This is a genomic window from Haloferax volcanii DS2 (genome assembly GCF_000025685.1).
Lineage (GTDB): Archaea > Halobacteriota > Halobacteria > Halobacteriales > Haloferacaceae > Haloferax > Haloferax volcanii.
Map to the genome: position 1 here is coordinate 37,154 of NC_013967.1, position 18,550 is coordinate 55,703.

Below are 18,550 nucleotides of genomic sequence, written 5' to 3' on the forward strand. Positions count from 1 at the left end.
ACCCTGTGTTGGTTCGAACAGGTAAGAATCGCACGGCGGTCGCGACCGGCTTTTCCGCGCCGAGCGCGACCCGCTCAGGCTCAGGGCCGCGGCGGGTCGCCGTCGTAGGCGTCGTGGTCGGTGTAGAAGTTCAGCATCGCGAACTTGAGTTTGTTCGGCGCGATATCGACCATCTCGGAGCGTTCCTCGACCGGGAACGACCCGCGGACGCCGTACTTCCCCATCGAGGTGCTCTCGCGGGTGTACCGCTTGTCGGCCAGCACGCGGACACCGAAGTCGTCGGGCGCGCGGATGACCCGGCCGAGCGCCTGTCGGGTCTTTCGAATCGTCGGAATCTCGACGGCGTAGCGCCAGCCGGCGTCCTTTTTCCGACGGTAGACGCGGTCGTAGGCGTCCTGTACCGCCTCCAATCGCTCGGAGAGATGCGGGTAGGGTACGCCGACGACCACGACCGTTCGGGCGTCGTCGCCGTCGAAGCTCACCCCCTCCGCGAGCGTCCCCCACAGCGAGGTGAGAAGCACCGCGCCGTCCTCGGCGACGAACTCCCGGCGCATCTCCTCGGCGCGGACGCCCGGTTCGTCTAAAAACAGCTCCGCGTCGACGTTCGGGTTCGCCCGCAGGCGCTCGTGGTAGCGCTCGGCCTCGGCGTACGACGGGAAGAACGCGAGCGTGTTCCCCGGCGTGAAGCCGGCGGCGTCCGCGAGCACCTCCTCGACCGTCTCCTGTGTGCCGGGGTCGTCGCGCTCGGAGGAGAACAGCGCGGGCAGCGAGACCGAAAACGTCCGGCGGTTCTCCTCGGGGTATTCGAGGCCGTAGGCCATCGTCACCGGGTCGTCGAGGCCGAGCGTGCTTTCCGTCACGTCGAACGGGCGGAGCGTCGCCGACATCAGGATGCTCGCGTGAACCTCCTCGAACAGCTCCTTCGTGACCTCCCGCGGGATACAGGTGTACAGTTCCGCGCGGCCGTAAATCTCGTCGGTGCCGCCGTCGCGGCGGACCGACAGCACCGGGTGGCGGCCGAGTTCGTCGCCCAGCTCCGTCCAGTCGGCGATGAAGTTCGCCGCCTGGAGCGTCTGGCACTCCTTGCGCGTCGTCGCCTCGCCGTTCTTGTACGCGTCTTCGTACTGCTCGTCTAACTGCTTGCCCAACTGGAGCGCGAGTTCGACCTCCACGTCGATGCCGCGGCCCTCGTAGGATTGTAGGAACTCCATCGTCAGGTCGTCGCGACGACCCTGACTGGCGATAGAGAGGTCGTACCAGTTCTCACCGACCTGCTCGCGCTCGCCGAAGCCGAACGCCGATTCGTAGCTGTCGCGCAGCGCGTCGAGGAACGTTCCGATGACGTTGCGGGCGCTCTCGGCCCGCGAGTCGTCTTCGTCTTCCAACTCGGTCATCGCGCTTTCGAGCGTGTTCTCGGTGAGCGCGCGACTCGCGTGGTCGCGGGCCGCGCCCTCGATGTTGTGCGCCTCGTCGAACACCGTAATCACGTCGTCGGGGTCGCGGTCCAACCACCGGAAGAACTGCTCGCGTATCATCGGGTCGAGCAGGTGGTGGTAGTTGCAGACGACGAGGTCGATGCCCTCCATGCCCTCCTTGAGCAGTTCGTAGCCGCAGAGGTTCTGCTTGCCCGCGTACTCGAAAATCTCATCGGGCGTCCGCACGTCGTCGAACAGCCACTGGAAGAACTCGTCTGTGTTCCGCGTGAGGTTGTTGTAGTAGTGCTCGCAGTAGTTGCCCTCCTTCAACTCCGCCAACTCGTCGTCGATGGCGTCGAGTTCGTCCGTGACGGCGCTTCGCGCGTCGGCCGCGCCGGACTCACCCTCTCGGATCCCGTCGAGGAGCGACTGCGTCTGCTCGGAGAGTTCGGCCTTGTCGGACTCCTTTTCGACGATGCTCCGGGTCGTATCGCGGAGGGTCTGACACTCCTGAAAACCCACGTCGATGTGGCACATCGAGGACTTCCCGCGGAACACCACCGCGCGGATGGCCTCCTCTCTGGTGATGGCGCGGGCGTCCTCGACGAACTGGCGCATCTGCTGGTGGACGTTCGTCGTGATGACGACCGTCTTGTCGTGCTCGCGGGCGTACGAGAGCGCGGGCACGAGCGCGGAGATGGTCTTCCCGGTCCCGGTCGCCCCTTCGAGGAGGACGTTCCGCTCGTCGTCGAGCGCGTCGGCGATGCCGGACATCGCCGCCTCCTGATTCGGGTACGGCTCGTCGTACGGGAAGAACCGCCACGCTCCGTCCGCGTCGCCGTCGTCGGGTGCGCCGTTGGCGTGGGCCACGGGAGAATCTCGGCCGCCATCCGATTAAAAGGCTCGGACCCCCCGACACCGCCGGACTCGACAGGTCCGGTATAATGGTACCCCTGCGGTGCGGCGGTGCCGCCCGTCCGAGTGACCGTTATCGTGCCAGACGTTGGCACGCTAACCATGGCCTCTGAAACAGCCACGACACGACTCGAATCGACGACGGCCACCTCTTGGCGCACCGGCGTCGCCGCCGGCTCGCTCGCCGCCGTCGTCATGGGAGCGATGATGGTCGTCCAGATGCGGCCGGTCCTCGAAGTCGCCATTCCCTCGATGTACGGCTTGACGGGCGGGGCCGCCGGCTTCACAATCCACGTCGCCCACGGCGCGATTCTCGGCGTCGCGTTCGCCGGCCTCGTGAGCGCCCTCGACTTCGACCTCGACGGTTCGCTCAGGTCGCTCGGAGCGGGCGTCGGCTACGGCGTCGTCCTCTGGGTCGTCCTCGCCGTCTTGGTAATGCCCGTGTGGCTCGGTGCGGTCGGCTCGCCCGCGAACCCGCCGCTCCCGAACGTGAACGTGACGAGCCTCGTCGGCCACGTCGTCTACGGGGCCGTCCTCGGGGCGTCGTACCCCGCGCTCGACGGCGTCTTCTGAGACGCTGAAAAGAGCGGCGACCGCTGCAGACCCGGACTATTCTTCGAGCAGTTCGACGATGAGCCCTTTCTGGGCGTGCAGGCGGTTCTCCGCCTGGTCCCAGACGAGCGAGCGCTCGTCTTCGAGCACGTCGCCGGTAATCTCCTCGCCGCGGTGGGCCGGCAGGCAGTGCATGACCTTCGCGTCGGTGCTCGAAAGCAGGTCCTCGTTGAGTTGGAATCCCTCGAACGCCTGCAGTTTCTCGTGGCGCTGGTCCTCCTGACCCATCGAAATCCAGACGTCGGTGTAGACCACGTCCGCGTCCGCGACGGCCTCCTCGGGGTCGGTCGTAATCGTCGGCGTCGAGCCGAGTTCCGCCGCCTTCTCGAGCACGTCGTCGTCGACGCCGTACGCCGGCGGCGTCGCCACGGTGAGGTCGATCCCGGCCATCGCGCAGCCGAGGACGAACGACTGGCCGACGTTGTTGCCGTCGCCGACCCACGCGGCCTGCACCTCGTCGAAGTCGCCGACGTGCTCGCGGATGGTGAGCAGGTCGGCGAGCGTCTGGCAGGGATGGGCGTCGTCGGTCAGACCGTTGATGACCGGCGCGTCGGAGTGTTCGGCGATTTCGAGCAGGTCCTCGTGGTCGAATAGGCGGACCATGATGGCGTCGCCGTAGCGACCCAGCACGCGCGCGGTGTCCGAAAGCGGCTCGCCGTGGCCGAGCTGGATGTCCTCGGGGCCGAGGAACAGCGCGTGGCCGCCCAGTTCGGTCATCCCCGTCTCGAAGGAGACACGCGTCCGGGTACTCGGCTTCTCGAAGAGCATCGCCAGCGTCGCTCGGGTGAGCTGCGTCTCGTCGTCGCCGGACTTGATGTCGGCGGCGCGGGTGAGGACGCGGTCTAACTCCGATGCGCTGATGTCGTCGATGTCGGTGAAGTGGGTGGTTTCGAGCATTGTGTCGTGTGTCGTGTCTCCGTGTCGGTTCGTCGTCTCGGGTGTCTGGTCGTCGTCGCCGTTCGCCTCCGTCGCCGTCCGCCTCAGTCGTCCGCGAGGCGCTCGCAGACGTCGACGAGCACGTCGATTGCGCTGTCGAACTCGGCGAGGTCGAGATGTTCGTTCGGAGCGTGGTCGAGGTCGGAGTCGCCGGGGCCGTAGGTCGCCATCGGGCAGTCCCACGTCCCGGCGAAGATGTTCATGTCGCTGGTCCCGGTCTTGCGGAGGAGCCGGGGCTTCACGCCGCCGACGTTGCGGATGGCGACGCGGAACGCCCGCGCCACGTCGGTGCGGGGGCTCATCATGACCGGCGGGATGGGCTTGTTCCAGTGGACGCCGCCGCGGGTGAGTTCGCTTTCCGCGACCTCGCGCACGTCGTCGATGGAGAGCCGTGGCGGGACGCGGAACTGCACGTCCACCGTCGCCTCGACCGCGAGGCCGTCTTCCGTCGGGCCGCCGTCGAACGTCACGGGCTTGGTCGTCACCGTGTCGAAGACGCCGTCGCGGTCCTCGTCGAAGAAGTCGGCCACGCGGGACCACCACGCGACCGCGGACTGGATGGCGTTCTCCTCGGGGCGCGAGGAGTGACCCAGTTCGCTCGTCGAGATGTACGTCCCGGAGAGGAACCCGCGGTAGCCGAGCGTGACGCCGTCCCAGCCCGAGGGCTCGCCGTTGACGACCGCGTCGGGCTCCTCGCGGTCCTCCACGAGGTGCCACGCGCCGCGCGAGGAGGTCTCCTCGCCGACGACGCCGACGAACGAGACGCCCGTCTCGACGGCCGCCGCGGCCATCGTACAGAGCGGGCCGGTCGCGTCGACGCTGCCGCGACCCCAGAGCACGCCGTCTTCTACCTTCACCGGCACGTCGCCGGGGACGGTGTCGACGTGGGAGGTGAGAAGCACCGCGTCGTCGGCGGGCGCGCGGACGTTGCCGACCTCGTCTATCCAGACCTCGCGGTCGTGCGCCTCGAAGAACGCCTTCAGGACCTCGGCGGCCGCCTCCTCGTCGCCCGACACCGAGGGCGTCGAGACCATGTCGTAGAGGAGGTGGCGCGCGTCGACCCACTCGCCCTCGTCGAGAGCGTCGGTGTCGGCGTCCGCGTCGACCTCGGTGTCGGCCGCCGTCTCGGCCGCCGACTCCGCTTCGGTCTCCGACTCGTCGTGTCCCTCGCGGTCGATTTCGGCGTTCATGATAACACGTTCGTCATGGCGTCGACCGCGCGGTCGGCGTGTTCCTCCTCGATGACGAGCGGCGGCAGGAACCGGACGACCGTCCGGCCCGCGGGGAGCGCGAGCAACTGCTCGGACAGCGCGAGGTGTTTCAGCGTGCGGTTCGCGCCGCGTTTGACCTCGACGCCGACCATGAGGCCGTCGCCGCGGACCTCGCGGACCGGCAGGTCGTGTTCCTCGACGGCGGCTTCGAGCTCCGTCGTGAGGTAGTCGCCCACCGCGGCCGCGTGGCCGGGCAGGTCCTCTTCGACGATGGTGTCGAGGGTGGCGTTCGCCGCCGCACAGACTACGGGACCGCCGGAGAACGTCGAGCCGTGAGAGGCCGCGCCGTCCGCAATCCAGTCGGCACAGAGCGTCGCGCCGAGCGGCAGGCCGTTGGCGATGCCCTTCGCGCTCGTGAGGATGTCGGGGACGACGCCGGCGTTCTCGCAGGCCCACAGCGCCCCGGTGCGACCGATACCGGTCTGAATCTCGTCGAAGACGAGCGCCGCGCCGGCGTCGTCGGTCAGGTCGCGGGCGGTCTGGAGGTACTCCGCCGCGGCGGGGTTGATGCCGCCTTCGCCCTGAATCGGCTCTAAGAACACGGCGGCCGTCTCGTCGTCGACGGCCTCGGCGAGTTCCGCTTCGTCGCCGTAGCTGACGAACTCCACGCCGCCGGCGACCGGTTCGTAGGGCTTCTTGTACTTCTGTTTCCACGTGAGCGCGAGGCTCCCGAGGGTGCGACCGTGGAAGGCGCGCTTCGTGGCGACGATTTTCTGGCGGCCGGTCGCGGAGCGGGCGAACTTCATCGCCGCCTCGTTGGCCTCGGTGCCGGAGTTACAGAGCCAGACGTTCGAGATGTCGCCGGGCGCGAGCGTCGCCAGCTTCTCGTACAGTTCCGTGCGGACCTCGACGGGGTACGACGCCTGCACGTAGGTCAGCTTCGCGGCCTGCTCCTGAATCGCGGAGGTGACAGCGGGATGGGAGTGGCCGAGCGCCGCGACGGCGTAGCTCGCGCCGAAGTCGAGGTACTCGGTGCCGTCGTCCGAGTAGAGATACGACCCCTCGCCGGACTCGATGGCGATGGGTTTCTCGTTGAAGACGAAGCCGCTCATTGTTCGGCTCCCTCGGCTTCGACCAGCGCGCCGGGCGTCACGTGTGTGCCGCCGCCGTTGAGCGCCGTCACGATGGGGTCGTTCAGGTTCGCGTCGGCGACGACGACCTCGGCGGCCCCGCCGTCGAGCGCCTCCTTCGCGGCCATGACCTTCTTGGTCATGAACCCTTCAGCGGCCGATTCGAGCGCCGAGAACTCCTCGGGCGTGTCGGCCGTCTCGATGAGCGTGGACTCGTCGTCGGGGTCGGCGTAGACGCCTTTCACGTCGGTGAGGACAACGAGTTTCGCGCCGAGCGCGCCCGCGACCGCGGCGGCGGCGCGGTCGGCGTCGGCGTTGACCGGCACGCCGTCGTCGGCGAGCATCGGAACGGTCACGATGGGCGTGTAGCCGCCGTCGAGGAGGGTTTCGAGGAGCGTCGCGTTCACCGAGGTAATCTTCCCGGAGTGGTCGCCGCGCTTGATTTTCTTCTTGCCGTCTTCGACGACGCGGACGGCCGATTTGCGCGGCCCGGTCAGGAGGCCGCCGTCGACGCCCGAGAGGCCGAGCGCGTCGACGCCCGCCTCGCGGAACAGCGCGGTCAGGTCGGTGTTGAGCTTGCCGGGCATCACCATCGAGAAGACCTCCATGGCGCGCTCGTCGGTGAAGCGGCCGGAGACGCCCGAGGGCGACTCGACGTACGTCGGCTCCTCACCGAGTTCTTCGAGCGTCTCGTCGACGGCGGTCGAGCCGCCGTGGACGACGACCACGTCGGTGCCGTTGGCGACGAGGTGGGCCACGTCGGAGACGGCTCCCTTCGGGTCGACGGCCTTCGCGCCGCCGATTTTCACGACGACCGGCGGCTCCTTGCCCCCGTCAGCGCGGAGCGCTGACGAGGTACCGGAATCTCCGATTCCGATACCGCCGTCGGCGATGAGGTTGTCTTCGTTGTCGACGAGCTGTTCGTGTGCCGCGAGCAGTTCCTCGCGTGTGTATCCTGTCATAGTCGAAATGGTGCGTGAATCGTGGGTCGGGGCGAGCGTTCGGGGGCGGTGCGGTCAGGGCGAGCCGACGGGGTGGAAGCCGGTGAAGTCGAGTCCGGCGGTCTCGTCCAACCCGAGCGCGATGTTGGCGGCGTGGACCGCCTGCCCCGCGGAGCCTTTCATCATGTTGTCGATGGCCGAGAAGACGACGAGTCGTCGGTTTCCGGGGTCGACTTCGAAGCCGACCTCGCCGTAGTTCGTCCCGGCGACCGACTTCGGTTCCGGGTAGCGGTAGACGCCGCCGCCGCCGGCGACGGTGCGCACGAACGGTTCGTCGCCGTAGGAGCCGCGGAACGCTTTCCACATGTCGCCCTTCGAGACGGGGCCGTCGGGGAAGACGTGACAGGTCGCCGCCGCGCCGCGGACCATGTCGACCGCGTGGACGGTAAACGAGACCGAGAGGCCGAGGTACTCCTCGATTTCGGCCTCGTGGCGGTGGCCGGTCGGCGCGTAGGGGCGGACGATGCCCGAGCGCTCGGCATGCGACGACGCCTTGCTCGCGCCCGCGCCGCCCTCCGACGAGCCGACTTTCACGTCCACGACGACCTGCTCGTCGCCGGCGAGGATGCCGGCGTCGAAAAGCGGCTTGAGGCCGAGAATCGTCGCGGTCGCGTTACAGCCGCCCGCGGCGATGAGGTCCGCGCCGGGGAGGTTCTCGCGGTTCAGTTCGGGGAGCGCGTACTCCGATTTCTCCAGATACTCGGGGCAGACGTGGCCGTCGTACCACTCGTCGTACTGCGCCGCCTCGGAGAGGCGGAAGTCCGCAGAGAGGTCGACGACGGTGTCCGCCGCGTCCTGAAAGGCGTCGATGTGCTCCATCGAGACGCCGTGGGGCGTCGCCGTGAACAGCACGTCGACTGATTCGAGGTCCTCCGGCGAGGTGAAACGGAGGTCGAGGTGACGAAGGTTCGGGTGGACGTGACCGACGGTCTTGCGCTCGTAGGAGCGGCTCGTCGCCTGTTCGACCTCGAAGTTCGGGTGGCCGTCGAGCAGGCGGAGCAGTTCGCCGCCGGTGAAGCCGGAGCCGCCGACGACGCCCGCGGTGAGTTGGTCGCTCACGCCGAGACCTCCGCCAGCGACTGCGCGCCGTCGGCCTTCGCTTCGAGCCAGTCGACGACCGTCGCGGGAACGTCCGCCTCGACGGCGTCGTTGAGCGCCTTGAACTCGACGGTGTGGTTGACCTCGTGGACGGTGTAGTCGTCACCCGTCTCCATGAGGTCGACGCCGAGCAGGCCGCCGCCGACCGCGTCGGACGCCTGCTTGACGAGTTCCTTCGCGCGGTCGTCGAGTTCGAACTCGTCGACGCTCGCGCCCTTCGCGGCGTTCGTGAGCCAGTGGTCCGACGAGCGGACCATCGCGGCCACGGGTTCGCCGTCGGTGGCGAGCACGCGGATGTCGCGGCCCGGCTTCTCGACGAACTCCTGGATGTAGAACACCTTGTGCTCGTAGTTGCCGAGCGTCGACTTGTGTTCGAGGATGGCCTCGGCGGCCGACTCGGAGTCTATTTTCGCCATCAGGCGACCCCACGAGCCGACGACCGGCTTGAGGACGCAGGGGTAGCCGAACTCCTCGACGATGTCCATCGCCGAGTCGACCGTGAACGCCACTTTCGTGTTCGGCGTGGGTACGCCCGCGTCCGCGAGCGCGAGGCTGTTTTTCGCCTTGTCGGCGCAGATGTCGGCGGTCTCGTGGGAGTTGACGACCGGGATTCCGTACGACTTCAGGAAGCGCGTGATGTAGATGCTCCTGCTCGTCGCTAGACAGCGGTCGACCACCACGTCGAGTCCGTCGAACGATTCCGGCGGCTCCGTGAGGTCGAACTGCTCTTTCCGAACGTCTATCTTCGTCACCTCGTGGCCGCGGTCGCGAAGCTCGTTGAGAAGCAGCTTCTCGTCGCGGCGAATCCGGGAATAGAGCAGTCCAACGTGCAATTTACTCTCCCCAGTCCTCTTCGAGTTCGGGCGCTTCTTCGAGTGTCACGGGGTCGAGAGAGACGACTTCCAACTCTGCGCCCGTGGCGGGGCTGTCGATGATTTCACCGACTTCGACGTCGGCCGGCAGCTCGATTTCCTCTCCGCTCAGCGGGTCTTCCGCGGTGATGGTGTCGCTCATTACATCCGTGGCTGGTCGACGGACGGTATTAAAGCCGTCGAAAATTACGCGATGAAAATTAATGCAAAGAAGTCTCTAACGGGTGTTATCTGTCGAATCGGCCGACGATACGGGTCGACCGAACGACGCGTCGAGCTTGGGTGCCACGCTCACTCGACGCCGGAGACGGGACCGGTCGTCGGACCGGTCGACCCGTCCCCCGCGTCGGTCGTGGTCGTCGTCGCCGCGGTTCCGGTCGGGGTCGTCGGAGCCCCGCCGGTCGTCGCGGCGCGACCGCTCGGGGTCGTCGGAGCGGGCCCGCGGGCGTCTCGCGTTCGGACTCAGACATAGCTCGAAACCTCCTCGTCGAGACCTTCGGCGGCCGCCGCGAGCGAGTCGCGGGCGTCGGCGACGGCCGCGGCGTCGTCCGAGAGCTCGTCGCGGGCCGTCGAGAGCGTCGCCTCCACGGCGGCGGGTGCGGGCCCGCCGACCGAATCGCGACTCGCCACGCTCTCGGTCGGGTCGAGCGCGGCTTCGACGGCCTCGGCTGTCACGTGCGTAAAGAGTGACTCACCTAATACGTCCGTAGCGACGGCGTCAAGTGTTGCCACGTCGGGCGTTCCCTCGGAGCGGGCGGCCGCCTCCGCGACGACCTCGTGGGCCGTGCGGAACGGCAGGCCGGCCATCGCCAGCAGGTCCGCCACGCCGGTCGCGGTCGAAAAGCCGTCGCCCGCGGCCGCGGCGAGTTCGTCTTCGGGCCACGTCGCCGACGCCACCGCGCCGGCGGCGACCGCGGCCGCCTCGCCCACGTCGTCGACGGTGCGGAACGCGTGTTTGTGGGCGCGCTGGAGGTCGCGGTTGTACGCGCGCGGCAGCCCCTTCAGCGTCGTCAGGAGGCCGGTGAGTTCTCCGACCGCGTCGCCCGCGACGGCGCGGACGAGCTCCATCGTATCGGGGTTCTTCTTCTGCGGCATGATGGAGGAGGTCGACGAGTAGTCGTCCGACAGCTCGACGAGCCCCTTGTTCGAGAATATCACGAGGTCCGCGGCGAGGCCGGAGAGCGTGACCGCGTGGGTCGTGAGCGCCGACAACGTCTCCGCGAGGAAGTCGCGGGTCGCGGAGGCGTCCATCGAGTTTTCCATCACGCGGTCGAAGCCGAGCAGGTCGGCGGCGAGTTCGCGGTTCACGTCGAAGGGCGTGCCCGCGAACGCCGCCGACCCGAGCGGCGACTGGTTGATGCGCTCGTACGCGCACATGAGGCGGGCGCAGTCGCGGGCGACCGCCCGTTCGTACGAGAGAAGGAAGTGCGCGACCGTCGTCGGTTGCGCGGGCTGGAGGTGCGTGTAGCCGGGCATCACCGTCTCGGTGTGTGCCGCGGCCGTCTCGAGTAACGACTCGCGCAGAGCGAGCGCGGCGTCGAGGGCCGAAAGCACGTCCTCGCGCAGACGGTAGCGGATGCAGGTCGCCACCTCGTCGTTGCGCGAGCGGGCGGTGTGCATCTTCCCGCCGTCGGGGCCGACGATGTCGATGACCGCGGCCTCGATGGCCTCGTGGACGTCTTCGCCGCCCGAAAGCGCGTCGTGGCCCGCGGCCTCGACCTCGTCCAGCGCGGCGAGAATCTCGCTCGCGACCTCGGACTCGATGATGTCCTGCGACGCGAGCATCACGACGTGCGCCCGGTCGACGGCGAGGTCGGCCTCGAAGATGCGTTCGTCGGCCGCGAGGCTCGACATGAACCCGCGGGCGGGGCCGCCGCTGAAGCGGTTCCGGCGGATGACGCCCTCGGAGTCGCCGTCCTCGCCTGCCATCTTACTCGTCGCTACCGCCGTCTGCGGCGAGTTCGGGCTTCCGCTTTTTCGCGCTCTGGTTGGCGAGGCGCGCCTGGAAGCCGTGGTACTTGGCGACGCCCGTCGCGTCGGCCTGTTCGATGCCGTCGACCGTCTCCGTGTTGAAGGAGGCGGCGGACTCGGAGTAGGCGGCGTACTCGGACTCGCGGCCGACCGGGCGGGCCTGTCCGCCCTCGAACTTGATGGTCACGGTGCCCGTGACGCGCTCTTGGGTCTTCTCGAGGAAGGCGTTCAGCGCGCCCACGAGCGGGGCGTCGATGAGGCCCTCGTAGGCCTTCTGGGACCACTCGTTGTCCACGGTGGCCTTGAAGTCGCGTTCCTCCTTCGTGAGGACGAGCCCTTCGAGCGCCTCGTGGGCGTTCAGGAGTGTCGTCGCGGCCGGGTGCTCGTAGTTCTCGCGCACCTTGAGGCCGAGCATGCGGTCTTCCATCATGTCGGTGCGGCCGACGCCGTGCTTGCCGGCCTTCTCGTTGAGGAACGAGATGAGTTCGAGGGGTTCGAACTCCTCGTCGTCGACGGCGACCGGGTAGCCGTCTTCGAACGCGATTTCGATGAGTTCCGTCTCGTCGGACGGCTGGTCGGTCCACTCGTAGATGTCCTCCGGCGGGACGTAGCCGGGGTCTTCGAGGTTGCCGCCCTCGATGGAACGGCTCCAGAGGTTCGTGTCGATGGACCAGACGCCCTCGTTGCCGCCCTGCACCGGGAGGTCTTTCTCGGCGGCGTACTCGATTTCCCACTCGCGGGTCATGCCCATCTCGCGGACGGGCGCGATGACTTCGAGGTCGGAGGCGCGCCAGACCGCCTCGAAGCGGAGTTGGTCGTTACCCTTGCCCGTACAGCCGTGGGCGATGCCGTCGCAGTCCTGCTCCTCTGCGAGTTCGAGGATGGCCTTGGCGATGACCGGGCGCGCGAGCGCGGTGCCGAGCGGGTAGCCCTGATAGTCCGCGTTGGCGCACACCGAGTCGAGACAGAGCTGTGCGAACTCCTGTTTCGCGTCGACTACGTAGTGTTCCAGTCCGAGGGCCTCGGCCGTCTCGTAGGCCTCCTCGAACTCCTCTTCGGGCTGGCCGACGTCGACCGTGACGCCGACGACTTCGTCGTATCCGTACTCCTCTTCGAGAATCGGGACGCAGACTGTCGTGTCGAGTCCGCCCGAGAACGCGAGTGCGACTTTCTTCATGTACTCGTCTGTGGCGGGGACACACAGATAAATTCTTTGCATTCAGTTTATGAAATTAAAAGGTAGAGACGCCTATGGGCACGAAAACAGGAGATGAGCGATTTCGACGTGTCCCGAAGGAGATGATGATTGTGGCCCTAAAGGGCCCGTCGTCGGGGTCGGACAGCCGCGGCTCGCAGCGGGGCAAAAGTGGCGCAAGTGCTGCGAGTCGCCATGGTTGTGAGACGCTACGACGGCTTCCCTATTAAACGCTTCCGGCGACGCAAACGTTTCCTCAGTCGAGCAACTCCCCGGCGAGTTCGACCAGCAGTTCGTTGTCGACGAGCGCGAGGACGAGCGCGATAACCGCGACCACGACGACTGCGATGATGAGCCACTCGATAAGGGTCATAGCACCCGCAACGTGACGGCTCCTCCGGTAAGTGTTCTGTGGCCGTTCGGATCGGTCGGCGTCGACGGGTCGAAAACGCCGCGCCGGGACGAATCAGGCGCTCTCGGTCGAGGCGTCTCCGTCTGCCGCGCCGCCGCGGAACACGAGTCGCTCCACGAGGTCGGATCGCTGCATCAACACCGTGCCGAGGGCGCTCATGACGAACACGTAGCCGACGGCGAACGCCGGGATGATGTCGCGCATCACCGGCGTCGTGCCCGCGGCGGCCAGCGCCGCGATGACGAGCGAGAACTCACCGCGGGGGACCATCCCGACGCCGACCCGGAGCGACCGGTGCGCCGAGAGGTCGTACGCCCGACCGCCGAGATAGCCCGAGAGAACCTTCGACGGCGTCGAGAGGACGACCGCGATGGCGAGCGGGACGGCCGCCGCCGCCAACAGCGTCGGGTCGGTGCCGAGCCCAATCCAGAAGAAGAACACCGCGGCGAACACGTCGCGCACGGAGACGAGCAGGTGTTCGAGTCGTTCCCGGTGGCCGCTCGTCGAAAAGCCCATGCCGACGAAGAACGCCGCGACGGCCTCGCTCACCCCGAGCGCGAGCGCCGCGCCCGAGATGGGGACGACGACCGCGAGCGCCCGCAGGACGAACGCCTCCTGGTTCTCCACGTCGAGGACGCGGGCGAAAAGCGCCGTCCCGTACTGGACGGCCACGAACAGCAGGCCGAGGAAGCCGAAGGCGATGGCGAGCGACCGCCCGATGGCCGCGACGCCGCCGTCGCCGCCGAGCACGAGCGAGGTGACGACCGCGAGGTAGACCGCGATGGCGAGGTCCTCGAAGACGAGCGTGCCCAAAATCGGCTCCGACTCGGGGTCGGCAATCCACCCGAGGTCGATGAGCGTCTTCGTCACGATGGCCGACGACGAGATGTAGACGATGCCGCCGAGCAGGAGCGCCTCGACCGGCGACCAGCCGAGGACGAGACCGATGGCGACGCCGATGGGGAGGTTCACCGCGAGGTCGATGACGCCCGCGCGGCCGATTTTCGCCCCCGACGACCGGAGCCGGTCGAGGCTGAACTCAAGGCCGAGGAAAAACAGCAGGAGGACGATACCGAGTTCCGCCAGAACCGTCACGACCTCGCCGTTCGGGACGTACGGGAGGCCGAACCGCCCGGCGACGTACGGCCCGGCGACGACGCCGCCGACGACGTAGAGGGGAATCACCGACAGACCGAGGCGGAGCGCGACCGCTCCGACGACCGCGAGGACGGCGAACAGGTAGCCGAATTCGAGTAGCGCCGCCGCCATCAGGCCCCTTTGACGAGCGCGACGAAGTCGCGGCAGGCCGTCTTGGGACCGATGACGACGAGCGTGTCGCCGGCTTCGACCATGGCGTCGCCGCCGGGCGAGGTGACGACCTCGTCGCCCCGCTCGATGGCGATGACGGACGCGCCGGTCGCCTGCCGGAGGTCGGACTCGCCGAGCGTCTTGCCCGCGATGTCGGAGTTCGCGCCGACTTCGACCCACTCGATGAGCGTGTTGTCGCCCAGAAGCGTCTCGATGGTCTCCGTCTGGACCGGCTGGAAGTACGCGCCTTCGAGGAGCGTCCCCACCTGTCGGGCGAGTTTGTCGGTGAGTTCGAACAGCTTCTCGGAGTCGCCGTCGGCGCTCGCGCGCCGGAACACCTCCCGCTTGCCGCTGTTGTGCGTCACGATGACGAGCCGGGACCCGTCGCCGAGGTCCACCTCGTGTTTCTTCCCGACGCCCGGAAGGTCGCGCTCGTAGACAGTCATGGCTCGACGATTGGCGAGCGGGCAAAATAAAGCCGCCTTCCGCTCAGGTGAGCAGCCAGAGCGTCGCCGCGATGGCGGTGCAGGCGACCGGCGGAATCGAGAGGTTGTCGTCGATGACGTAGCCGGCGACGACCGGCTTCGCGCCGTCGGCCAGCGTCGCCCCGGCAGCGCCGGCGGCCGCGGCGAGGCCGCCCGCGACGCCCCCCGAGACGGGAATCACGAACGGCGCGGCGAGGGCGAAACAGACCGCGAACATCGCCGCGAGCGTCCGCGCCGACTTCAACTCACCCACCGGTGCGGAGCCCATCAGGCCGCTTATCGGGTCACCGATGGTGAGCATGAGCATCCCCGGAACCGCGATGTGGGGGCCGAACACCAGCGCGACGGCCGTCTGGCTGTAAACGTACAGCGCGTAGCCGGCGACGTTGTCCTGTTCGTACTCGCGGGTGAGTTCGTCGTAGACCGCCCATTCGAGACCGCCGAACAGCCGGAGCAGTTCGAGGACGCTGACGACCGCCGCGAGGAAGACGAACAGATACCCGAGGGTACGCCACTCGACCAGCCCGAGGAGGTACAAAAGCGGCATCCCCGAACCGCTCGCGTGGACCAGTCGCCGTTTCACCTCGGCGGTGCTCGGTCGCCCCACGGCGGGTTACGCCTCGACGACCTCGTTGTCGTCGAGCACGTCGTCGAACGAGGCGGTGCCGGCGCGCAGGCCGACGAGCGTTCCGACGAGGTCGTCGACGGGCAGCCGGACCTGCTTGCCGCTGTCGCGCTCGCGGATAGTGACGGTATCCGCGCCGTCGCCTTCCAGCCCGTCGCGGTCGATGGTGATGCAGAACGGCGTGCCCACCTCGTCCTGTCGGCGGTAGCGCCGACCGATGCTGCCGGAGTCGTCGTAGACGACCGCGAAGCCGGCCGCGCGGAGCTCTTCGGCCACGTCGTCCGCGAGGTCGACCAGCCCGTCGACGTTGCTCACGAGCGGGAAGACGCCGACGTTCGTCGGCGCGACCGACGGCGAAAGCGAGAGGTAGCTCCGCGCCTCGCCGTCGACCTCGTCGGTCTCGTACGCGTGCGCGAGAAGCGTGTACACCGTGCGGTCGATACCGAACGACGGCTCGACCACGTGCGGCGTGATGTGCTCGCCCGCTTCGGTCTGCGTCTCGACCGCGAAGTTGGCCACGTCGGTGTCGACGGTGATTTCCTCGCCGTCGACGTCGAGGGTGACCTCGTCGGCGTCGAAGGCGTCGGGGTCGCGCTCGGCGAGCGTCTCCAGCGCCTCGGCCACGTCGGCGGCCTGCGCGCCGAACTCGGGACCGAGCGTTGCCATGTCGGGGTCGACGACGGCGCGCTCGACCGTCTTCGGCTCGTCGTACTGCTGGAAGACGGTGAAGTCGTCGTCGCCGTACTCGCCGTGCTTCGAGAGGTCGTAGTCGCTCCGGTAGGAGAAGCCCGCAATCTCTATCCAGTCGCCGTCGACCTCGCTTTCGGCGTCCCAGCAGTCCGAGGAGTAGTGGGCGCGCTCGCCCGCGAGGTGCTGGCGGAAGCGGAAGCGGTCCATGTCGACGCCGACCGTCTCGTACCACTCTTGGGCGATGCCGAGGAAGTAGCCGAGCCACGCGTTGCCGATAATGCCGTCATCGACGGCCTCGCCGATGGTCGTCTCGACGTAGTCGCCGTCGTCGGCCTCCTGCTCGGTCGCGGGGTACAGAAGCACCTCCACGTCCTCGACCGCCGAAAGGTCGGCCTCGTCGCGCTCGGGGTCGATGAAGTGTTCCAGTTCGGCCTGCGTGAACTCGCGGGTGCGGACGATGCTCTTCCGCGGCGAAATCTCGTTGCGGTAGGCGCGGCCGACCTGCGTCACGCCGAACGGGAGGCTGTTGCGCGCGTACTCCTTGATGCGCGGGAACTCCACGAAGATGCCCTGCGCCGTCTCGGGGCGGAGGTAGCCCGGCGTCGACGAGCCGGGGCCGATGTTCGTCTCGAACATGAGGTTGAAGTCCTCGACCGACTGGCCGGCGAGGTCCGCGCCGCAGGTCGGACAGACGAGGCCGAGGTCGGCGATTTTCTCGGCCGCCGCCTCAGGGGATAGCGTCTCGGCGTCCTCCAGTTCGGAGTTGTCCTCGATGAGGTGGTCCGCACGGTGGGACTCGCCGCATTCGGCGCACTCGACGAGCATGTCGTCGAAGCCGTCGAGGTGGCCCGACGCCTCGAAGACGGGCTCGGGCATGATGGTCGGCGCTTCGATTTCGAGGTTGCCCTCCTGGACGGCGAAGCGCTCGCGCCACGCCTCCTCGACGTTGGACTTCAGGGCCGCGCCCTGGGGGCCGTAGGTGTAGAACCCGCCGACGCCGCCGTAGGCCTCCGAAGAGCCGAAGAAGAAGCCCCGGCGCTTGGCGAGTTCGGTGAGCGCGGCGGACTCGTCGCCCTCACTCATACAGCGCCTCCAGCAGGTTGATGTCGCGGACGACGCCGATGAGTTCGTCGCCGGAGACGAGCGGAATCTGCTCGATGTCCTCGCGAATCATCGTCTGGGCGGCGTCCTTGGCGGTGGCGCGCGTGGCGACGCTCACGAGGTCGTCGGTCATGAACTTCGACACCGGTTCGGCCGGAATTTCGACGTTTCGGGTCGGGATGTAGCGATTGCCGACCGCCTTGATGCCCTCCCACATCCACTCGTCGTCCTGATTGGCGACCGAGTCGCCGGTGCCGGCCTCGCCTTCGACGACGCGGGCGACCTCGATGATGTCGACTTCGGTCACGATGCCGGCCAGCGAGGCCTCGTCGTCGAGGACGACCGCGTAGGGCACGTTCGCGTAGAATATCTCGCGCTCGACGATGTGGAGCGGCACGTCGACGTACGTGGTGTTCACGTCGCGGGCGGCGACGTCACCGACCTCGGTCTCGCCGTCGATGTCGCCGCGGGCGATGGCCCGGACCACGTCGGTAACGGTGAGGATGCCCTCGATTGCGTCGCCGTCGACGACGGGGATTCGGCGCGCGCCCTCCGAGACCATCGTCGCGGCCACCGCTTCGAGGTCGTCGTCGGCGCTCGCGGTCGGCACCTCGCGGACGAGCACCGCCAGCTGGTCTTCGTCGGGGTGTTCGATGAGGTCCTCCCGAGAGATGAGCCCTCGGTACTTCGTCCCCTCGTCGGTCTCTTTCACCACAGGAACAGAAGAGAACCCACGCTCTTGGAGGTATTCCAGCACGTCGTCGCGCGTGCCCGGCAGGGACACCGTCACGACCTCCTCACCGCGGGTCATCGCGTCGGCTACTTTCATACACCCGCTTTCTTCCCCCCGCCTAATGTACTCTGCGAACGCTTTCGCCTCGCTGACAGGCGTCCGCCGCCGCTCGCGAGGGTCGGAGGACAGACGATGCGCACGCGGCGCAGAAGCGGAACGGTCCTCGGCTCAGTTCTCGTCGCCTTCGCCCTCGCCGTCGCTGTTCGGCGCGTACCGCCGAATCGCGTCGAGGTTGGGGAAGAACTTCTCGGGGTCGTCGTGTTCGACGACGCCGACGACGGTGCCGTCGAGCTTCTGGAGGTAGGAGTACATCCGCCCCTCCTCGACGGCGACGGTCGCACACTCGAGCGCCTCGCGGAGGTCCCACGCGCCCGCGATGAAGACCGCGGTCTCGGTCTCCGGCGAGAACAGCGCCGTCACGATGTAGACGCGGCCGTCGTTCTCCGCGCGGTACACCTCGTACTCGGGGAACGAGGTCGCTTCGAACAGGTCGGCGACGGTCTCGGCCTTGTCGCCGGGGATGACGTACGCGAAGCCGAACGCCCCCTCGCCGCCTTTGCCGCTGGAGGGGCCGAACGGGCCGCTGTCACCCGCCGGGATTCGGACCGTCTCCCACCCCTCGTCCTCGAACTCGTCGGCCATCGCTGTCATGTCGTCGAGCGTCGCGCCCCACGCCTCGCGGCGACGGTCCGCATCGCTCGCGATCCGTTCGGCCTCGGGCGTCTCGTCGTCTCCGAGCTCGGCCATACCCGTTCTGGACGACGTATATGGTAAAAGGCA

General features: G+C 67.9%; 17 protein-coding genes. 1 reads left to right on the forward strand and 16 read right to left on the reverse strand.

Features of this window, described 5'->3' with window-relative positions:
* Window positions 1-80: 80 nt before the first annotated feature.
* Window positions 81-2,285, reverse strand: a complete 2,205-nt coding sequence (locus HVO_RS04890) for an ATP-dependent DNA helicase (protein ID WP_004045042.1) — start codon at window positions 2,283-2,285, stop codon at window positions 81-83.
* Window positions 2,286-2,432: 147 nt separating this feature from the next.
* On the opposite strand from HVO_RS04890, the gene HVO_RS04895 reads away from it, so the two are divergent.
* A complete protein-coding gene (locus HVO_RS04895; RefSeq protein ID WP_004045043.1) occupies window positions 2,433-2,903 on the forward strand; it encodes a DUF6789 family protein in 471 nt (156 codons plus the stop codon).
* Between the two features lie 36 nt (window positions 2,904-2,939).
* Here HVO_RS04895 and argF read toward each other — a convergent pair whose 3' ends face one another.
* The 15 genes from argF to HVO_RS04970 form a co-directional block, all read right to left on the reverse strand.
* Window positions 2,940-3,839 carry an ornithine carbamoyltransferase gene (gene argF / locus HVO_RS04900; protein WP_004045044.1) on the reverse strand — a complete coding sequence of 300 codons (900 nt, stop codon included), beginning with the start codon at window positions 3,837-3,839 and terminating at the stop codon, window positions 2,940-2,942.
* 83 nt (window positions 3,840-3,922) lie between these two features.
* Window positions 3,923-5,068, reverse strand: a complete 1,146-nt coding sequence (locus HVO_RS04905) for a [LysW]-lysine hydrolase (protein WP_004045045.1) — start codon at window positions 5,066-5,068, stop codon at window positions 3,923-3,925.
* Window positions 5,065-6,201, reverse strand: coding sequence for an aspartate aminotransferase family protein (locus HVO_RS04910; protein WP_004045048.1), 1,137 nt, complete (start codon window positions 6,199-6,201; stop codon window positions 5,065-5,067). Before HVO_RS04910 ends, HVO_RS04905 begins: the two co-directional genes overlap by 4 nt.
* The gene (locus HVO_RS04915; protein WP_004045050.1) at window positions 6,198-7,181 is read right to left on the reverse strand and encodes an acetylglutamate/acetylaminoadipate kinase; all 984 of its coding nucleotides are present in this window, start codon (window positions 7,179-7,181) and stop codon (window positions 6,198-6,200) included. The genes HVO_RS04910 and HVO_RS04915 overlap by 4 nt, the downstream gene beginning before the upstream one ends.
* Window positions 7,182-7,235: 54 nt before the next feature.
* Window positions 7,236-8,279, reverse strand: a complete 1,044-nt coding sequence (gene argC, locus HVO_RS04920; RefSeq protein WP_004045051.1) for an N-acetyl-gamma-glutamyl-phosphate reductase — start codon at window positions 8,277-8,279, stop codon at window positions 7,236-7,238.
* Window positions 8,276-9,151 (reverse strand): lysine biosynthesis protein LysX, encoded by an 876-nt coding sequence (lysX, locus tag HVO_RS04925; RefSeq protein WP_004045055.1) that lies wholly within the window; start codon window positions 9,149-9,151, stop codon window positions 8,276-8,278. The genes argC and lysX overlap by 4 nt, the downstream gene beginning before the upstream one ends.
* Before the next feature lies 1 nt (window position 9,152).
* A complete protein-coding gene (lysW, locus tag HVO_RS04930; protein ID WP_004045057.1) occupies window positions 9,153-9,332 on the reverse strand; it encodes a lysine biosynthesis protein LysW in 180 nt (59 codons plus the stop codon).
* Between the two features lie 320 nt (window positions 9,333-9,652).
* Window positions 9,653-11,119 carry an argininosuccinate lyase gene (argH, locus tag HVO_RS04935; RefSeq protein WP_004045061.1) on the reverse strand — a complete coding sequence of 489 codons (1,467 nt, stop codon included), beginning with the start codon at window positions 11,117-11,119 and terminating at the stop codon, window positions 9,653-9,655.
* A 1-nt stretch (window position 11,120) separates the two neighbouring features.
* Window positions 11,121-12,338, reverse strand: a complete 1,218-nt coding sequence (locus HVO_RS04940; RefSeq protein ID WP_004045062.1) for an argininosuccinate synthase — start codon at window positions 12,336-12,338, stop codon at window positions 11,121-11,123.
* 484 nt (window positions 12,339-12,822) lie between these two features.
* Window positions 12,823-14,037 (reverse strand): cation:proton antiporter, encoded by a 1,215-nt coding sequence (locus tag HVO_RS04945; RefSeq protein ID WP_004045066.1) that lies wholly within the window; start codon window positions 14,035-14,037, stop codon window positions 12,823-12,825.
* Window positions 14,037-14,522: a cation:proton antiporter regulatory subunit gene (locus HVO_RS04950; RefSeq protein WP_004045067.1), complete on the reverse strand. Its 486-nt coding sequence runs from the start codon at window positions 14,520-14,522 to the stop codon at window positions 14,037-14,039. The genes HVO_RS04945 and HVO_RS04950 overlap by 1 nt, the downstream gene beginning before the upstream one ends.
* Before the next feature lie 43 nt (window positions 14,523-14,565).
* Window positions 14,566-15,168 carry a diacylglycerol/polyprenol kinase family protein gene (locus tag HVO_RS04955; protein WP_004045069.1) on the reverse strand — a complete coding sequence of 201 codons (603 nt, stop codon included), beginning with the start codon at window positions 15,166-15,168 and terminating at the stop codon, window positions 14,566-14,568.
* Window positions 15,169-15,174: 6 nt separating this feature from the next.
* Window positions 15,175-16,959 carry a glycine--tRNA ligase gene (gene glyS / locus HVO_RS04960; RefSeq protein WP_004045074.1) on the reverse strand — a complete coding sequence of 595 codons (1,785 nt, stop codon included), beginning with the start codon at window positions 16,957-16,959 and terminating at the stop codon, window positions 15,175-15,177.
* Complete coding sequence (locus HVO_RS04965) at window positions 16,952-17,806, reverse strand: CBS domain-containing protein (RefSeq protein ID WP_004045076.1); 855 nt, start codon at window positions 17,804-17,806, stop codon at window positions 16,952-16,954. Before HVO_RS04965 ends, glyS begins: the two co-directional genes overlap by 8 nt.
* Window positions 17,807-17,938: 132 nt before the next feature.
* Window positions 17,939-18,517, reverse strand: a complete 579-nt coding sequence (locus tag HVO_RS04970; protein WP_004045079.1) for a DUF7529 family protein — start codon at window positions 18,515-18,517, stop codon at window positions 17,939-17,941.
* Between the last annotated feature and the right edge of the window lie 33 nt (window positions 18,518-18,550).